The sequence below is a fragment of the Phocaeicola coprocola DSM 17136 genome (assembly GCF_000154845.1).
GTDB lineage: Bacteria > Bacteroidota > Bacteroidia > Bacteroidales > Bacteroidaceae > Phocaeicola > Phocaeicola coprocola.
In genome coordinates this window covers 36,240-55,037 of the sequence record NZ_DS981428.1, presented here as the reverse complement: position 1 = coordinate 55,037, position 18,798 = coordinate 36,240, and the positions used below count along the sequence as shown (strand labels likewise).

Below are 18,798 nucleotides of genomic sequence, written 5' to 3'. Positions count from 1 at the left end.
ATAAAAAATCTCCTGCCTTTAGTCCTATAATTGTAATAAATAAGGGTTAAAGCAGGAGTTTTTTATTGCGAAGTTTTAATCTATAAGATTTTTACTTTTGTACTTCATTTTGAGCCTCTTTTATAGAATGACGATTATCAACTTATTTCAATTTATAAATTTCGCTTCCAGCCAGAAGGAAACAACCTGTTCCAAAATCATCAAAATCAGGCTTGCTGTCGTAAGTTACGGGCTGTCCGTCTTTAGGCTCCTTTCCTGTTCCTTGTACATAACCTAAGAACCCATCAGGATGAACAGCGTCTTTCACCATTGCATTCCAGGCTTTGAGTACTATTGGCAGATATTCGTCGCGATCAAGCAATCCGTTGCGTATTCCCCATGCCATTCCATATACAAATAAAGAAGTTCCTGTCAGCTCTTTTCCGCCGAAGTGATTAGGATCGTGTAAGCTTACATTCCAGAATCCGTCTTCACGCTGGCAAGCTTTGATAGCCTTGCTCATAGTCAGAAAGTCGTTTATATAATCTTGGCGGTGAACTTCATTGGCAGGAATTTCATCGAGTACGCGGACTAGGGCAGCGTATACCCAACCGTTTCCACGGCTCCAATAACAGTCTTCTCCGTTAGGTTCTTTGTAAGGAGGGTCGAAGTCCTGATCTCTCCACCATAATCCGTCCTTTTGATTGAACATGCCATGTTCTCCATGCTGGTTGCGTGTGTATTCGTACATCTGCCACATCTTGTCGAAATACTTCTGCTCTCCGGTCAGTTTACCCATTTTGGCGAAACCAGGCATACCCATTTGTATGGCATCTATCCACCACCACTCATTGATTTGTGGAGTGTTGACCAACATGTTGAGGTTGGATTTTACATTTAGCAGGATTTCCGGTTTAGGGCAGAGGTTGTACATGTCGATATATACTTGTCCGCAGGCATAATTGTCGGCATGTCGGGTTGTTGTTCCTCTCCACATCCCCCACTTATGAAAATCCCCCCATTGATAAGCATATGCGTAATATTCAGTATCCGGATAAATGGAGTAAAGAGCCAGCAGTCCCTCGTAGTACACAGTGCGTGTCCAGATATTGCTGGGCCGCATCTTTCCTTTGACAAAACTGGGTAGTGTGCAGTCCGGATTATTCTTCATATAATGTTTGTTCACTTTGATTAAAGTGTTCAGAGTTTCTTTCTGGTCGGGCAAATTTTGTGCATGCAGAATATTTGTCCCTCCCAAAGCGAAAACTAAAGCTGCAATAAATAATTTTTTCATGGCCTTTGCTTGTTAGTTATTGTAATATAAGTTTGTTGACAAAAATAGTTGTCTGTCTTTATATATAGAATGGAAAATCATACAATAGTCTTTGATTTTATTCATTTAGCTCGTTTTAGGGTAAAAATGTATGAATTTATCAGGATAATGTATGATTTTCTATTTTGAGGTTATAGGCTTTTCTCTATTTTTGCCAATGTGAAAAGTAAAGATAATTTGTTTTATAAAAAATATACTATGAATAAAGTGTGGACAAGATGTGTTGTTTCTATTGCTTTAGCTTTGTTCGTTTTGCAGGCTTCAGCAAAAGAAGTTTTCCCGGACGGAACTCCTATACCCGACTGGTTTCGTCAGACAGAAATCGTTAAGTTGGAAGATTTAGGAAAAAGCTATCGTATTACAGATTATGGAGTATTGAATGACAGCACAATCATACAGACTCAGCAGATACAGGCCGTGATTGATAAAGCTTCTCAGGAAGGGGGAGGGGTGATTTATATTCCTCAGGGAACTTTTTTGAGTGGATCATTATTTTTTAAACCTAATACCCATCTTTATATAGAGAAAGAAGGAACACTGAAAGGTAGTGATGATATCAGCGATTTTGCAGTCATTGATACACGTATGGAAGGACAGAATCTGAAGTATTTTGCAGCGCTGGTCAATGCTATTGGTGTGGACGGATTTACGATTTCAGGAGAGGGACGTATAAACGGTAATGGTCTGCGTTACTGGAAGTCTTTCTGGTTGCGTCGTCAGGTGAATCCTAAGTGTACGAATCTGGAAGAACTGCGTCCTCGTTTAGTTCATATTGCCGATTCGAAAGATGTTCAGTTGTCTGGTGTTCGTCTGGAGAATTCTCCATTTTGGACTACCCATTTGTATCGTTGTGAAAATGTACAATTGTTGAATCTCCATATTTTTGCACCTCATTTCCCTGTAAAAGCTCCCAGTTCTGATGCTATCGACATTGATGTATGTACCAATGTCTTGGTGAAAAATTGCTATATGTCTGTCAATGATGATGCGGTTGCACTGAAGGGTGGAAAAGGTCCTTGGGCAGATCAAGATAAAGAAAATAATGGGGCTAACCGCAATATTATTATTGAAGATTGTGTATATGGTCTTTGCCATAGTGCGCTGACTTGTGGCAGTGAGTCAATACATAATCATAATATAATCCTTCGCCGTTGTCGGCTGGATAATGCGAAACGGTTGTTGTGGCTGAAAATGCGTCCCGATACACCGCAGAATTATGAATATATTACCGTAGAAGAGATTACGGGAACTGTTTCCAGTTTCTTGTTTGCAAAGCCATGGAAGCAGTTTTTCGACCTGAAAGGGCGTAAGGATACACCATACTCCTATTCTAGTCATGTGACAATGCAGAATATCACAATGGAATGTGATGTCTTGTTTGATGTGACCAAGGCGGACGATCAATATAAATTGTCTGATTTTACTTTTAAGAATTTGGATCTGAAGGTGAAAAAGAATGCGAAAATAGAAGTTGACTGTGTTGATAATTTTGTATTGGAAAATGTTAAAGTTAATGACAATATAATCAGGAAACAGGTTTTAGATTTTAAATAGGTATTAGTATTTTAAGGTTTAATTTTTTACTTTCTTCGGGCAGATTTCAGGCAGTCTGTCCGATTTTTTTGTTTCCCGACAAAGCTTTTTGCTGATATATATGGCTGTGTGTTTTGTGAAATTTGTACGAATTATCAGTGTGTTCATGGTTATAGTAAAGGATTTCTTTGGAAATATAAGGACGAATCATTCTTAAAAACTTGATTCATTCAAAAAATATGCTGTTGTTTTATGTATTTTTTGTACAAAAGGAACAGACATTCGTACAAATTTTTCGAAAAGAAGGTGATGTTTTTCCTGACTTTTCAAGATGTTTTTTGGGAAATACGACCAGCTGTGATGTTGAATTTCAATCAGATTGAGTGAGAAATTTGCAGTCTTCGATGAATAAAAGGGAGAAAAACAAAAAACCGACTCTCATAATGAGAATCGGTTTTCTGTATGTAAGGAATAATAGATTCAGTATTACAAGTTAACGCGTTTTTCCTGAATTCTAGCTTTCTTACCAGTAAGAGCACGCAAGTAGTACAATTTAGCACGACGTACTTTACCAACTTTGTTGACAGTAATGCTGTCGATAGCCGGAGATTCCAGAGGGAAGATACGTTCTACACCTACAGTTCCTGACATCTTACGTACAGTGAAACGTTTCTTTTCACCGTGACCTGAGATTTTGATAACAACACCGCGATACAACTGAACGCGTTCCTTGCTACCTTCAACGATACGGTATGCTACTGTAATTGTATCACCAGCTTTGAATGAAGGATGCTGTTTGCCAGTAGCAAATGCTTCTTCTGCAATTTTAATTAAATCCATTTTTTCTTTTTAAATTAAATTGTTTATCGTTACAACGTAACATATCAAGTAACTCTTCTTGACAGCGATTACGCGAAAGCGGTGCAAAGTAAGTAATTTTCTGTGATATAGGCAAATCTTTTTCGTGTATTTTAATACGAAATCTTGTGTTGCTTGGCTTTTTTCCCTATATTTGAACACTAAATATGAATAATTTTGTATGAAAAAGCATGTATTTTATACTCTCTTGGCAGGTTCTTTTATATTTACGGCCTGCAACTCCAGTTATTCTTTAGTATCGGTAGAAGGAGGAAGAGTACCCATTACCAGTGTTTATGACGAACAGCAGGATCAGGCTGCATGGAGAATTTTGCAACCTTATCGGGCTAAAATAGATAGTTTGATGACTCCAGTAATCGGACATTCTGCCCGTAAGCTCGAAGCGTATCGTCCGGAGTCGCCTTTGTCGAACCTGATGGCAGATATTCTTTGCGAGGGAGCAAAGAGTAAATTGGGAATAAGTGTTGACGTTGGGGTTATGAATGTAGGTGGTATCCGTAATATTCTTAATGAAGGAGATATTACATTCGGTTCTATTTATGAAATCAGTCCTTTCCAGAATGCTCTTTCTGTTGTTGTATTAAAAGGTGAAGATTTGTTGGAACTCTTTCAACAGATTGCGGCCGTACATGGTGAAGGCTTGAGCGGGGCCCGACTGGTTATCTCGAAAGACGGACGTCTGCTACGTGCGGAGGTAGGTGGAAAGCCTGTTGATCCGGCAAAAGAATATCGGGTAGCTACGATTGACTATCTGGCTGAAGGAAATGATCGTATGGAGGCTTTTAAGAAAGCAACATCGAGAACTGAACCACAGGATGCTGTGTTGCGTGATTTGTTTATCGATTATGTAAAGCAGTGTGAGGCCAAAGGTGTTTTTGTAAACGCTGAGATAGAGGGACGTATTGTAGAACAATGATAAAGAAACTGATATGAAAAGAATATATTTCGTTTTATGGGTCTGCCTCTTTGCAGGAGTATTGTTTGCCCAGTCTACCAAAGAATTGTATTTGTTCCATACAAATGATATGCACAGCCGTGTAGAACCTTTCCCGGAGGATTTTCAGGATACGATGCTGGCTGATAAGGCTGGACTTTTACGCCGTGCAACTTTTATCAAGCAGCAACGCAAAATACATGAGGATTTGCTGTTGTTCGATTCAGGAGATTTTTCGCAGGGTACTCCTTATTATAATATGTTTAAAGGGGAAGTGGAAATAAAGCTGATGAACGAAATGGGCTATGATGCAGGAACCATCGGCAATCATGAGTTCGATTTCGGGCTGGATAATATGGCAAGGTTGTTTAAAATGGCGAATTATCCGATAGTATGTGCAAATTATGACGTGACGGGCACTGTGCTCGAAGGACTGGTTAAAGAATACACTATCATTCAGCGTAACGGCATAAAGATTGGAGTTTTTGGTTTGGGAGCGCAACTGGAAGGATTGGTTGCTTCCGAATGTTATGGGAATGTAAAGTTTGAAGATCCGGTTTCGGAGGCTCAGCGTGTCACGGATTTGCTGAAAAATCAGGAACATTGCGATTTGGTGATTTGTCTTTCTCATCTGGGATGGGAGGGAGAACCTTATTCCGATATTGAACTGATAGAAAATACGCGTGATATTGATGTCGTATTGGGTGGACATTCTCATTCGTATTTTGATGCGCCGAAGTATTATAAGAATTTAGACGGAATAGAGGTTCCTGTACAGCAGATGGGAAAGAACGGAGCCTTTGTTGGACAGATGATTTTGAAACTTCAGAAGAATTGATTGTTAGAAAACACTTGCTTGTATAAAGATAAAATTTACGGCAAAGGTTTATAAAAATAAAGAAAAGATTATGAATAGACGTGTTACGGGATTATTGGTTTGTATATCGTTATGGATAGGTGCATATGCTTCGTCTGTAAGAATATTGGAGCAGGCAGATGATTCTGTGGCGTGTCGCCGTTGGGTTGACGGGCAGCTTGCCCGAATGACATTGAAGCAGAAAATCGGTCAGTTGTTTATTCATACGGTTGCACCGATAACCATACAGAAGAATAAAGATAACATAGAAAGAGCTGTTAAAGAGTATGGAGTCGGAGGCTTGCTTTTCTCCAAAGGAGAACTGAAGAAGCAGGTGCAGCTTACCAATCAGGCTCAGCAGTGGGCAGATATACCTTTGATGATTACATTCGATGGTGAGTGGGGATTGGGCATGCGTCTGGAAGATACTCCGGAGTTTCCCCGAAATAGAGTATTGGGATGTGTGCAGAATGATACATTAATATACCAGTACGGACGTGAGGTTGCAAGGCAGTTGCGTGAAATAGGTGTGCATGTAAATTTTGCTCCTGTAGCCGATGTTGATAATAATCCCAATAATCCGGTTATCAATGTCCGCTCTTTCGGAAGTGATCCGAAAGTGGTAGCCGATAAGGTTGTAGCTTATTCTCGCGGGCTGGAAGACGGGGGAGTAATGGCGGTATGTAAACATTTTCCGGGACATGGTGATACGGATACGGATTCTCATCATGTGTTGCCGGTGCTTGATTTTGACCGTACCCGTTTGGATAGCGTAGAGTTATATCCTTTCAAAAAGGCAGTCGAAGCAGGAGTCGGAGGCGTAATGATTGGTCATTTGCATGTCTCGGAACTTGATGAGAAACCAGCCTCGATATCTTCGGAGGTCATTACTTCGTTATTGCGTAAAGAACTGCACTTTTCGGGACTGGTGTTTACAGATGCACTGGAGATGAAAGGTATTTCAAAAAATGCCGATGATCTTTGTGTACAGGCCTTGATGGCTGGAAACTATATGTTACTGGTTCCAAGAAACTTGAAAAAGAGTCTTGAAAGTGTAATGCGTGCCGTAAAAAGCGGCAAGCTTACAGAAGATGTCATTACGGAAAAATGCCGGAAAGTGCTTACTTATAAATATGCCTTAGGCTTGAGTCATAAGCAACAGGTAGCGGCCGAAGGAATTGAAAACCGTATTTGCTCTGCTAAAAGCGACAGTCTGATGATTGCTTTGGAGAAGGCTGCTGTTACAGTTCTAAAAGATTCTGTAGATGTGTTGCCTCTCGATCTGTCTTTATCTGAAAATATCCTGTTGAGTTTATCCTCTTCATTGTCGGAAGCATATCCTTTTTATAAAGAGTTGAAAGAATCGGTTTCGCTGAGTTGGTTGCATGGCAATGCTGATTCTCTGCAACAAATTCAGGAACGTGTAGCTCCAGCTCATCAGGTTATTGTAGCTGTTCACCAAACAAAAGATTTGTCTGCTTTTCTTCCTTTTTTAGAAAAGGTGGCGGCCGATAAACCTCTTGTCGTTGTTTGTTTTGCGTCGCAAAAAGTTTTGCAGGAGATGTCTTCTGTATTGAAGAAGGCTTCGGCTGTGATCTTGGCACATACAGATAAAGCCGAAATTCAACGTTATGTAGCAGATGTTATGACTGGGCAGGATCTTGTTGATGGCCGTCTTTCTGTTGATATGAACGGTTTATGGAAAAGCGGCACAGGTCTTACTATCGATCCGGATAAACCTCGTTCTTACAGTCCTGAAGAGCTGGGCATGGATTCTAAGATTCTTCTGGCTATCGATACCATTGCAGAAGAAGGTATTCGCCAGCAAGCATATCCGGGATGTCATGTACTGATAACCAAAGGTGGTTATCCTGTCTATAATAAATGTTTCGGTACATTGACTTATGATGGAAAAGAAGAAGTGAAAGAGCATACAATATACGATCTGGCTTCACTCTCTAAGGCTGCGGGAACTTTGCTGGCAATAATGAAATTATACGATGAAGGTAAATTCGGCTTGACGGATAAAGTCAGCATTTATTTGCCGGAATTGAGAAAAACGAATAAGCAAAATATAACCATACAGGATTTGCTGTTTCATGAGTCGGGACTTCCTTCGTATCTTCCATTCTATGAGGAGGCTATTGACCTGAAAACGTGCAAAGGAGGATTGTTCCGTAAGAAACCTGATGCGGGACATAAATTGCAGATTGCTTCGAATTTATATGCATGTACCGATTTCTCTTTTAAAAAAGAATGGATGTCTTCTACTCCTTCTGAAATCTATTCATTGCAACTTGCTGACAGCATGTATCTGAATAAGGAATATCAACGCGTCGTTATGCAACAAATCATTAATGCACCGCTGAAGGGACATTCATATCGGTATAGTTGCTTGAACTTTATGCTGCTGAAAGAGGTTGTTGAGAGAATTTCGAAAGTACCTATGGATGTATATCTGGACAGTGTTTTCTTTAAACCTATGGGGCTGAAGCATACTGCATACAATCCGTTGAAACGTTTCCCTAAAGAGGAAATTGCCCCTAGTGCGAAGATTGATTTCCTGCGTGGCGGTCCGTTGCAGGGCTATGTTCATGATGAGGCTGCTGCATTTGTGGGAGGTGTATCGGGTAATGCAGGACTTTTTTCTACAACACATGATCTTGCTGTGATTTTCCAGATGTTGCTTGATCGGGGTATATGTGGTGACCGTCGTTATCTGAGCCGTGCTACTTGCGGTTTGTTTATGGGTATGAAAGCCAAAAGCAGTCGTCGGGGATTGGGTTTTGATAAACCTGATATTGAGAGTGATGATAATAGTCCTTGTGCTCCTGAAGCTCCTGCCTCTGTTTTTGGGCATACTGGGTTTACCGGAACTTGTGTCTGGGTTGATCCGGATAATGAATTGGTGTTTGTCTTTTTGAGTAATCGTACTTATCCTGTTGTATTTGGTCATGATAACTTGATGAAGCTGGATATTCGTTCTCGTATTCAACAAGCAATGTATCAATCTATAATGTATTAATACTATTTAGACATAATACAAATTAGGGAAATATTGTAATGTAGATATTACAAATCTCACCAAAAAGATTACCTTTGCATCATCAAATTAGTACTAATAATAATTTAACTTTTACTACAATGGCTTACGTAATTAGTGACGATTGTATCGCTTGCGGTACTTGTATCGATGAATGCCCAGTTGGCGCAATCTCTGAAGGTGATAAGTATTCTATCAACCCGGATATGTGTACAGAATGTGGAACATGCGCAGATGTATGTCCTTCTGAAGCAATCCACCAGGGATAATCGAATCGTCTTATGACAAAATTCATAATAGGTCATCTTTAAAAAGATGGCCTATTTTTTTATATTTTTCCTTGTTTTCAGATTCTTTTCAGTTTTGTTCCTTTATTTTGTACTGTAACAATAAAATGATTTCTTATGATAAAGCCCCGATTATTATTTGGAGTATGTATGGTTGCAGGTACATTACTTTTTGCATCATGTAGTAACGATGAAAATAATCCTTTGCCCGATGGTACTTCGGGAGAGGTTCCTGCTCTAGTCTTGGATGAGTTTAATAGCTTATTTCCTGGTGCTACCAATGTTGTTTGGAGTACTAAGGGAGAATATGCTGTAGCCAGTTTCTATTGGGATGGCTCTCGTGCAGATAATGTCGTTCGTAACCATACTGCTTGGTTTGCATTGGCAAATGGAGTATGGGGTATGACAGAGAAAGAGATCAGATTTGCAGATTTACCGGAGGCTGTGAAAAATGCTTTTGGAGCAAGTGAGTATGGACAGGCTCCGTGGCGTGCGGATGATGAAGTTGATGTGCTGAAAAGAAACGGTGACTCTGAAATCTTATATGTTATTGATGTCGAAAAAAATGAAGGAGGAAAAGAAACGGATGTTGATTTGTATTACACGGCAGAAGGTGTTCTGGTAAAAGAAGTCATTGATGCGGAAGATGAAAAGGATTATCAGGATTATTTGCCGCAGACACCTTCAGGAACAGTGGAAAGCTGGTTGAAAGAAAAATATCCGGATGCCAGGATTATAGATGTGGATAATGAAGATGGAGGAACAGAAGTAGAGTTTATTTCCGGTAATATGAAGCATGAGGCTTTCTTCGATCGTTCTCAAAACTGGGTGTATACCAAGACTGAGTATCGATTCAGAAATATAGATGAGGTAACCGATATTCCTTCTCAAGTTCTCGCTGCCTTAAAAGCAACTCCCGAATATCTGGAAGCTGGATGGGTAGAAGATGCTGAAAAGTATGAAACAGAGAAAGCAGGAACCTTTTATTGCTTTGAACTGGAGAATCGTTTCGACGATGATGTGAAAGTATATATAGGTAGTGATGGAACTGTTTTACAGGGGTGTCCTGGTTTTGGAGGAGAAAGCTCCGGAGGTGTTGCCGTTGCTACTGATATAGAAAAATTCATTCAGGAAAATTATTCGGGTGCAGTTATTATTGAACGTGGATATGATGATGGTTATATAGAAGTGGATATCCGTCACGATGGAAAGGAAAAAGAACTATTATTCAATGGAAAGAATGAATGGATACGCACTTCTTGGGAGATCAGATATAATGAACTGCCTTCGGTTGTAACTTCTGCTTTAGGGGCTGAAGGATATCAAAGAGATGATGACGAAGTGGAAGTAGTTCAAACTCCCGATGCTTCATGGTATGAGGTAGAAGTTCGTCGTCAGGGAAAAGAATACAAAGTCTTTATAGATGAGTCTGGTAAGATAATTAAAGTCGTAGAAGATTGAAATCAATATACTATAAGCAGAAAGCTTGGGTGAGTCACAACATCCAAGTTTTCTGCTTAATTGTTTTTTATTATATCTCATAAATACTTCTATGCTTCAAACAGTTTACTTCTTGACAACAGACATGAACCTATGACGCATGCCTGATCTTTCAGTTTCGATAGTACAATTTCAGAATCACGGCTCATCAGGCTGAGGGTATATTTTCTGATTGCAGAGATAACCGGTTGTAAAAGAAAATCTCCCGCACGTGACATCTCTCCACCGATAATGACCATATCCGGATTGAATGTGTTGATCAGACTTCCGATATGGAAACCTAACTGCTGGCCTATTTGTTCTACCAGTTCTATGGCGAGTAAGTCTTCACGGTTTATTGCACTGAAGATATCATCGAGTGTTATTTCTTCTATATCCTTTTCTGAAAGAATGATTGAAGTTTCTCCTGCTTGTAGATGTTCGATAAACTTACGGTAGAGCGCAGAACATGAAACTTCCGTTTCTACGCATCCTTTTTTTCCGCAATGACAGATAATCTGGTTGTCGTAGCCGTATGTGTGACCGATTTCTCCTGAGAATCCTGATTTTCCTTTGTAAAGTTTCCCGTCTATCATAATTCCCATTCCCAGTCCCCATCCGATATTGATGAAAAGAACGTTTTTGACTCCCTTGACAACACCCTTTATGTTTTCACCATAAAGCATGGTCCGGCTGTCATTGTCAATAGATGTTTCTATCTTCAAGCGTTCGGTCAGGATTTCTGCAAGTGGGCGTTCGCCGAAATTGAAGAAACTGTGGATATAGCCCAGTTCCGGATTGACTCTTCCGCAAAGAGTTACATTGATATGTAATATCTTTTTTTCGTCTATTGTTAATCCCGCAATGAAATGTTCGATGTGGTTACATAGTTCATCGATGCATTCTAATGTGTCTCTTCGTTCAAAAGGAATTCCCATTTGTAGTTTCAAAACCTCACCTTTAAAATTGATAATTCCTATATTGATACTGTTCCACGTTACATCTACTCCAACAAAATATCCTGAATCTGTATTCAGTCCATATAAAATAGGATGACGCCCACCGTTGGTTTCCAGCTTTCCATACTCATCTATATACCCCTGTTCATGCATTTCGTCGATGATTTTTGTTACGGTAGGAATACTTAAATCCATATCTTTTGCTAAATCGGTAATGGTTGAATTCTCATTATATATCAAATATGTAATGATATGTTTCTTCATTACCGCCCCTTTTGACCCCTTTTGTATTTCCTCTAATAATCGTTCTTTCATGCGGATGTGGTTTTAAAAATATACAATTACTTAATTAAAAACTTTAAAAATCGGATGTAATTACTTATTGTTATAGTTGCTTTTATCTATAAATACAGATATCTTTGTAGCGAAAACAATAAGAATATCAATTCTTGTTACAAATATATTAATTAAATCTGGAAAAACTATGAGAGTAATTATCGAATCTGACTACCAAGCTCTTTCACAATGGGCAGCAAACTATGTAGCTAAGAGAATCAATCAGGCAAAACCTACAGCCGAAAAACCGTTTATTTTGGGCTTGCCTACCGGTTCTTCCCCTCTGGGTATGTATAAAGCGCTGATTGAACTGAACAAAAAAGGTGTAGTATCATTCGAGCATGTAGTGACATTCAATATGGATGAATACGTAGGATTGCCGGAATCACATCCTGAAAGCTATCATTCGTTCATGCATAATAATTTTTTCAACCACATTGATATCCGTAAGGAAAATATTCACATTCTGAACGGAAATGCTGAGGATTTGGAAGCAGAATGTGCTAATTATGAGAAACAGATCGAGTCATTTGGTGGAATCGATCTCTTCTTGGGAGGTATTGGTCCTGACGGACATATTGCTTTCAATGAACCGGGATCATCATTGACTTCACGCACTCGTGTCAAGACTTTGACAACTGATACTATTATTGCAAACTCTCGTTTCTTTGAAAACGACGTGAACAAAGTTCCTAAAACAGCGTTAACTGTAGGAGTAGGTACTGTAATGGCAGCAAAGGAAGTACTTATTCTGTGCAACGGCCATAACAAGGCACGTGCTTTGCAGCATGCTGTAGAAGGTGGCATTACACAAATGTGGACTATCAGCGCTTTGCAGTTGCATCCTCATGGAATCATCGTTTGTGATGAGGCTGCTACCGATGAATTGAAAGTAGGTACTTACAAATACTTCAAGGACATCGAGCGCAATAATCTGTAATTAACATCTATATTATTAAGGAGAATTACCTATGAGAACTAACCTTAGTTCACAGATATCTCTGAACAGAGTATCTACCAGATATTATAAACCAGAAAATACGATTGAACGTTCTGTACTGACACGTTTCGAGAAGATTCCTACCAATATCTATGAAACAGTAGATGAAGGAGTGTCATGCATTGCCGATGAAATCATCCGCAAGGTACAGGAACGTCAGCGTGACGGTAAGTTTTGCACTATTGCCGCAGGTACTGGTGCATCACTTCGCCCGCTGTTTGCGGAACTGGTTCGCAGACATAAGGAAGAAGGTGTGAGCTTCCGCAATGTTGTAGTATTCAACTTGTATGAATACTATCCATTGACAGAGCCTAATAACAGCAGCTTCAACCAGTTGAACGAACTGTTCCTGAAACAAGTTGATATTGATCCGCAGAATGTATTTACATTGAACGGCACTATTCCTCAAGAAGGTGTAATAGATCATTGTCACTTATACGAGCAGCGCATTAAGACTTATGGTGGTATCGATATTGCTGTAATGGGAATAGGTCGTGAAGGAAATATCGGAATGAATGAACCAGGATCGGCTGCTACTTCTCAGACAAGACTGATTTTGATAGACGCTACTTCACGTTCTGAAGCTGCTCATAATCTGGGAGTAGACAATCTGCCTCCATGTTCTATCACAATGGGTATCGGTTCTATCATGGAAGCCCGTAAGGTATTCTTGTTGGCATGGGGAGAAGAAAAAGCTGACATCATCAAGAAAGCAGTAGAAGACAAAATCTCTGATTCACTTCCTGCTTCTTATTTGCAGATGCATCAGAATGCAACCGTTTGTGTTGACCTGCCTACTGCTGCACACCTTACTCGTATTCAGCGTCCTTGGCTGGTAACAAGCTGCGAATGGAATGACAAGCTGATTCGTAGTGCTATCGTTTGGTTGTGTCTGCTTACCAAGAAGCCTATCTTGAAGTTGACTAACAAGGATTATAACGAAAACGGTTTGAGCGAATTGTTGGCGTTGTATGGTTCTGCATATAATGTAAACATTAAGATATTCAATGACCTGCAACACACAATTACTGGCTGGCCGGGTGGAAAACCGAACGCAGACGATACTTATCGTCCGGAACGTGCTAAACCATTCCCGAAGCGTGTAGTTGTATTCTCTCCGCATCCGGATGATGATGTGATCTCTATGGGAGGAACATTGCGTCGTCTGGTACAGCAAGGACATGAGGTTCATGTGGCTTACGAAACTTCAGGAAACATTGCTGTAGGCGATGAAGAAGTTGTACGTTTCATGCATTTCATAAACGGTTTCAACCAGTTGTTCGATGAGAACAAGAATGAAACCATTAAGAACAAATATGCGGAAATCAAGAAGTTCCTGTTGAGCAAGAAAGAAGGCGACATGGATACCCGCGATATTCTTACTATCAAAGGTTTGATTCGCCGTGGTGAGGCTCGCACTGCTTCTACATACAACCAGATTCCGTTGGAACGTGTTCACTTCCTCGACCTTCCGTTCTACGAAACAGGACGTATCGAGAAGAATCCTATCAGCGAAGCTGACGTAAACATTGTGATGAATTTGCTTCGTGAAGTAAAACCTCATCAGATTTATGTAGCTGGTGACTTGGCAGACCCGCACGGAACACACCGAGTTTGTACTGATGCTGTACTGGCAGCTATCGACGAAGAAAAGAAAGCTGGAGCTGAATGGCTGAAAGACTGCCGCATATGGATGTATCGTGGCGCATGGGCTGAATGGGAAATTGAAAACATCGAGATGGCTGTACCATTGAGTCCGGAGGAATTGCGTGCTAAACGTAACTCTATCTTGAAGCATCAGTCACAGATGGAAAGTGCGCCTTTCCTGGGCAACGACGAACGTTTGTTCTGGCAACGTAGTGAAGACCGTAATCGTGGTACTGCATCGTTGTACGACAGCCTTGGTCTGGCATGCTACGAAGCTATGGAAGCTTTTGTAGAGTATAAACCTCTGTAATGTAAACTTATTCCGGGAAAATATTCCACGGAAGTGCAGATAGTATGACAAAGGCGGTATTTTCTTTTCCCGATGAAAGGGAAAAAGAAAATGCCGCTTTTCTTTTCTATGATTTTCTCCGTCTGATGATATATCCCGTAATCAGGCTCCATAACACTCCCAGTCCGGCAAAAAAGATAAAGACCAGTGTTCCTTTACCTAAAACTGTATAAATGCGTCCGGTATGGATTTCCTGGGCAAAGTTCCATAGCGACATGGGAAGCGTTTCCATGTTGGCAGGCATCGATGCAAAATCGCTGCCTTTTTCGTATTCGGCAATACAGAGTTTACCGTCAAAATCACTGCTGTATCCGGTGATGGCATGATTGCCGAACGGTGGTCCTGCTGTTTCTGGAGCTGTTTTTCCGGTAAAGAAATCGGTAATGTTTCCCAAATGTCTGTTCCACACATACATTCCACTGAAAGAACCTGTAAGCCAGTTTCCCTGTTTGTCTTGTTTTAGGACATTGATTCCCATGACGCTTACGGGAGGTGTCTTGGATATTTTTACAGGAGTACTCTGAAATGATTTAAGAGAATAAAATCCTTCCGAAGTAGCAAGTAGCCAGTCGTTTTGCTGCTCATCGTAGCGGAGCATCCGTAATTTATCGTTCCATGCATTCGGCGAGTCAAGCTGTGTGAAAGGTATGGCAGGTATTCTTCCGTAAACCAGTGCCAGCAGTACCGGAGGGCGCAGACACCATCCGGTCAAGGCTATAAAGAGTGTCAGCACGATAGTCGTTCTGCCTATCTTGTCGTGCCACGATAGAGATGTTTTCAGTAAGGCAATACTTGTTGTTGCTGAACGTCCGGTTTGTTTTATCCGGCGAATATACTTGGGTAGAAACCAGTAGAAGATTCCGCTTACCGAAAGGATGATCAGTATTACTGCCAGCGTATCCATGACCAGTTTGCCAGCAGTTCCAAACAGTTCACCACTGTGCAACAGCCAGATGGTGCGGAATAATGAAACTTTCCCATTGTATTCTTCGGGAGCTTGCAGAATGACTGGGCTGAAATGACGGTAAGGCGATGTCGCGTAATACAAACAGGAACGCCCGACGACTATCAAGGTGTCACCGAGCGTAGTGATGTCCGATAATTTTTCCCCTTTTTGCAGAGGAAGCCTGACTGCTTGCCATCCTGCCTTTTTGCTGTAGCGGTAAAGTCCGAACTGAGCGGCGGCGAATAAATCTCCTTGAGGAGTAATCGCTATTCCCCGTATGTTACGCCAGTCGACTCCGTGAGGAAAACCACGGTTGAAATCATCAAACGTAGTAGTATCATGGTCGGTCAGAAAAATGCCGGCATTGCCAAACAATAAGATAGCGCTGTCTTCTTGACAGATACCGGGAGGACAGGAGAGAGTTCCCCGCAACATTCCGTTGTTCCAGCTCTTGTACCGGTAGGCGTCGGGTAGCCATTTCCGGCTGATCTGATAATCAGAAAAGAGCTGCCGGTGGTTCAAGACAATGCCCGAAGCACCAAACAAGATAATAAAAAAGGCAAATATCAGCCCGAACCATTTATGATGTTTTTTCCAGGTAGATTTCTTCATTTGTTTCAATTTTTGTTGCTATTAATTCTTCAGCATCTTTTATACAAAACATCGAGATCTTTTTTTATTTTTTGTACGAAAAATAATCCTTTCTTGCTGAAGTTTTTGACACCTTATCGGCAGGTCTTTTTGAAAGTATTTTGCAAAAGTATCAGTTCCGATTGATTCCTCCAAATTCCCCTTGGCTGACTTCCTTCTTTTTATTATCCTCAATCATTACGCTTTGCTTTGCTCTGTATCTCACTTTTTTATATTATCTTTGCATCCGATTAATTTTTAAATAGGTATAGAAAGAAATGATTACAGTTTCAAACGTAGCCGTTCAATTTGGAAAAAGAGTGTTGTATAATGATGTGAACATGAAGTTCACGAATGGTAATATATATGGTATTATCGGTGCTAACGGTGCGGGTAAGTCTACTTTTCTGAAAGTGATTTCGGGAGAGCTTGACCCTACGAAAGGAAGTGTGACACTGGGACCGGGCGAACGCCTTTCTGTCTTGAGTCAGGACCACTTTAAGTTCGATGCCCATACGGTGCTCGATACCGTGTTGATGGGACACACTGTACTGTGGGACATCATGAAGCAGCGTGAAGCCCTTTATGCAAAGGAAGATTTTACCGATGAAGACGGTATTAAGGCGGCGGAACTGGAAGAAAAATTTGCTGAATTGGAAGGATGGAATGCTGAAAGTGATGCAGCTATCTTGCTGAGCGGTCTGGGAATAAAGGAAGACAAACATTATACACTGATGGGTGATCTGAGTGGTAAGGAAAAGGTGCGTGTGATGTTGGCTCAGGCATTGTTTGGAAATCCTGACAACCTGTTGCTGGACGAGCCTACCAACGACTTGGATATGGATACGGTAACTTGGTTGGAAGAATATCTTTCTAACTTCGAACATACTGTGCTGGTTGTGAGCCACGACCGTCACTTCCTCGATTCAGTTTGTACGCATACGGTAGATATTGACTTTGGCAAGGTAAATCTCTTTGCCGGTAACTATAGCTTCTGGTACGAATCTAGTCAGCTGGCACTTCGTCAGCAGCAGAACCAGAAAGCAAAAGCTGAAGAAAAGCGTAAGGAGCTGGAAGAGTTTATCCGTCGTTTCTCTGCCAATGTGGCTAAGTCGAAGCAGACTACCAGCCGTAAGAAGATGTTGGAGAAATTGAATGTGGATGAAATCAAACCGTCATCTCGTAAATATCCGGGTATCATCTTTACGATGGATCGTGAACCGGGAAATCAGATTCTGGAAGTTTCTGGTTTGCGTGCTGAAACAGAAGACGGCGTAGTCTTGTTCAATGATGTGAACTTTACTGTAGAAAAAGGAGATAAGATTGTATTCCTGAGTCGCGATCCGCGTGCCATGACTGCTTTGTTCGAAATTATCAACGGCAATCGTAAGGCACAAGCCGGACACTATAACTGGGGTGTGACTATTACAACAGCTTATTTGCCGCTCGATAATACAGATTACTTTAACTGCGACCTGAATCTGGTAGACTGGTTGAGCCAGTATGGTCAGGGCAATGAAGTAGAAATGAAAGGCTTCCTGGGACGTATGCTGTTCTCGGGTGAAGAAGTGATGAAGAAAGTCAACGTACTTTCGGGAGGTGAAAAGATGCGTTGTATGATTGCCCGCATGCAGCTTCGCAATGCGAACTGTTTGATTCTGGATACTCCGACCAACCACCTGGATTTGGAATCTATTCAGGCATTCAACAATAACTTGAAGATTTATAAGGGTAACGTACTCTTCTCTTCACACGACCATGAGTTTATCGAAACAGTAGCGAACCGTATTATCGAATTGACGCCGAATGGTATCATCGATAAGATGATGGAATATGATGAATATATCACTTCCGATCATATTAAAGAAATGCGTGCACGCATGTATGGTGATAAATAAGAAGGAAATGAAATAACAAAGAAACGGAGAAGTGGAACTTGTTTCGGGGTCACTTCTCCGTTTTTTTATTTTGTTTTCATCGGACTTAATGACTGCCGATGGAAAACTCTTCAGACTTTCAGGTATTCACCTCCGAATGAAAGCGGAAGCAAGTCTTTGGTTCCTTCCAGTACATAAATGTCGTTTTTACTGTAAAGCAGTATCCGCATGGGCTGGTGGAAACGTTGTTCTGTTTCCAGAAGAACCTGACGGCAGGCTCCACATGGGGGAATAGGGGAGTCGAGATAACCCGTTTCGCTGCGGGCTGCAATGGCAAGTGTGTCTACTGCCTGATCCGGATATTGTGAATTGGCATAAAAGAGCGTGGTACGTTCGGCACATGTTCCTGACGGGTAAGCAGCATTTTCCTGATTACTTCCGGTTACTACCACACCGTTTGCCAGTAAAGCTGCTGCTCCTACCGAAAAGTGTGAGTAAGGGGCATAGCTTCGTGCCGTAGCTTCTTTGGCAGCATCTATCAGCTTACGGTCTTTTTCGTCCAGTTCTTCGTAACGTAAAGCGCGGATATTTATTTCAATCTTTATTTCTTTCATAGGCAGTGGGGTTTAAAGTTTATACGAATGTAAGGAAAAAAAGGGAGATTTCCTATCATCTGTGGTATTATTCGTGTAAATAGTTTATCTTTGCCCTGCTTTAATTTAAACGGAAAG

Annotated in this window: 14 protein-coding genes; 9 read left to right on the top strand and 5 right to left on the bottom strand. The window is 40.9% G+C overall.

Going from position 1 to position 18,798, the window contains the following annotated elements; translation table 11 throughout:
* Positions 1–142: 142 nt before the first annotated feature.
* Positions 143–1,273, bottom strand: coding sequence for a glycoside hydrolase family 88/105 protein (locus tag BACCOP_RS00250; protein WP_007564846.1), 1,131 nt, complete (start codon positions 1,271–1,273; stop codon positions 143–145).
* A gap of 237 nt (positions 1,274–1,510) precedes the next feature.
* Between BACCOP_RS00250 and BACCOP_RS00245 the strand changes: the two genes are divergently transcribed.
* A complete protein-coding gene (locus tag BACCOP_RS00245; protein WP_050756930.1) occupies positions 1,511–2,866 on the top strand; it encodes a rhamnogalacturonidase in 1,356 nt (451 codons plus the stop codon).
* Positions 2,867–3,331: 465 nt separating this feature from the next.
* Here the strand turns inward: BACCOP_RS00245 and rplS are convergent, their stop codons facing one another.
* Positions 3,332–3,685 (bottom strand): 50S ribosomal protein L19, encoded by a 354-nt coding sequence (rplS, locus tag BACCOP_RS00240; protein WP_007564838.1) that lies wholly within the window; start codon positions 3,683–3,685, stop codon positions 3,332–3,334.
* Between the two features lie 199 nt (positions 3,686–3,884).
* On the opposite strand from rplS, the gene BACCOP_RS00235 reads away from it, so the two are divergent.
* The 5 genes from BACCOP_RS00235 (at position 3,885) to BACCOP_RS00220 (ending at position 10,305) form a co-directional block, all read left to right on the top strand.
* A complete protein-coding gene (locus tag BACCOP_RS00235) occupies positions 3,885–4,640 on the top strand; it encodes a 5'-nucleotidase C-terminal domain-containing protein (RefSeq protein ID WP_007564835.1) in 756 nt (251 codons plus the stop codon).
* A 13-nt stretch (positions 4,641–4,653) separates the two neighbouring features.
* Complete coding sequence (locus tag BACCOP_RS00230; RefSeq protein WP_007564833.1) at positions 4,654–5,496, top strand: bifunctional metallophosphatase/5'-nucleotidase; 843 nt, start codon at positions 4,654–4,656, stop codon at positions 5,494–5,496.
* A 70-nt stretch (positions 5,497–5,566) separates the two neighbouring features.
* Positions 5,567–8,539, top strand: coding sequence for a glycoside hydrolase family 3 N-terminal domain-containing protein (locus tag BACCOP_RS00225; RefSeq protein WP_007564832.1), 2,973 nt, complete (start codon positions 5,567–5,569; stop codon positions 8,537–8,539).
* Positions 8,540–8,658: 119 nt separating this feature from the next.
* Entirely contained in the window at positions 8,659–8,826 is a 168-nt protein-coding gene (locus BACCOP_RS19350; RefSeq protein ID WP_013618916.1) for a DUF362 domain-containing protein, read from the top strand.
* Positions 8,827–8,961: 135 nt separating this feature from the next.
* A complete protein-coding gene (locus BACCOP_RS00220) occupies positions 8,962–10,305 on the top strand; it encodes a PepSY-like domain-containing protein (RefSeq protein ID WP_083779516.1) in 1,344 nt (447 codons plus the stop codon).
* Between the two features lie 89 nt (positions 10,306–10,394).
* On the opposite strand, the gene BACCOP_RS00215 is transcribed toward BACCOP_RS00220, so the two are convergent.
* On the bottom strand, positions 10,395–11,597 hold the full coding sequence (locus BACCOP_RS00215) for an ROK family transcriptional regulator (protein ID WP_007564830.1): 1,203 nt from the start codon (positions 11,595–11,597) through the stop codon (positions 10,395–10,397).
* A gap of 169 nt (positions 11,598–11,766) precedes the next feature.
* Between BACCOP_RS00215 and nagB the strand changes: the two genes are divergently transcribed.
* Both nagB and BACCOP_RS00205 read left to right on the top strand, forming a co-directional pair.
* A complete protein-coding gene (gene nagB / locus BACCOP_RS00210) occupies positions 11,767–12,558 on the top strand; it encodes a glucosamine-6-phosphate deaminase (RefSeq protein ID WP_007564828.1) in 792 nt (263 codons plus the stop codon).
* A gap of 31 nt (positions 12,559–12,589) precedes the next feature.
* Complete coding sequence (locus tag BACCOP_RS00205) at positions 12,590–14,575, top strand: glucosamine-6-phosphate deaminase (protein WP_007564826.1); 1,986 nt, start codon at positions 12,590–12,592, stop codon at positions 14,573–14,575.
* Positions 14,576–14,681: 106 nt separating this feature from the next.
* Here the strand turns inward: BACCOP_RS00205 and BACCOP_RS00200 are convergent, their stop codons facing one another.
* A complete protein-coding gene (locus BACCOP_RS00200; protein WP_007564824.1) occupies positions 14,682–16,172 on the bottom strand; it encodes a PepSY-associated TM helix domain-containing protein in 1,491 nt (496 codons plus the stop codon).
* Between the two features lie 296 nt (positions 16,173–16,468).
* Here BACCOP_RS00200 and BACCOP_RS00195 point away from each other — a divergent pair, with 296 nt between their 5' ends.
* Positions 16,469–18,088, top strand: coding sequence for an ABC-F family ATP-binding cassette domain-containing protein (locus BACCOP_RS00195; protein WP_007564822.1), 1,620 nt, complete (start codon positions 16,469–16,471; stop codon positions 18,086–18,088).
* Between the two features lie 110 nt (positions 18,089–18,198).
* Here the strand turns inward: BACCOP_RS00195 and BACCOP_RS00190 are convergent, their stop codons facing one another.
* Positions 18,199–18,681, bottom strand: a complete 483-nt coding sequence (locus BACCOP_RS00190) for a cytidine deaminase (RefSeq protein WP_007564820.1) — start codon at positions 18,679–18,681, stop codon at positions 18,199–18,201.
* Between the last annotated feature and the right edge of the window lie 117 nt (positions 18,682–18,798).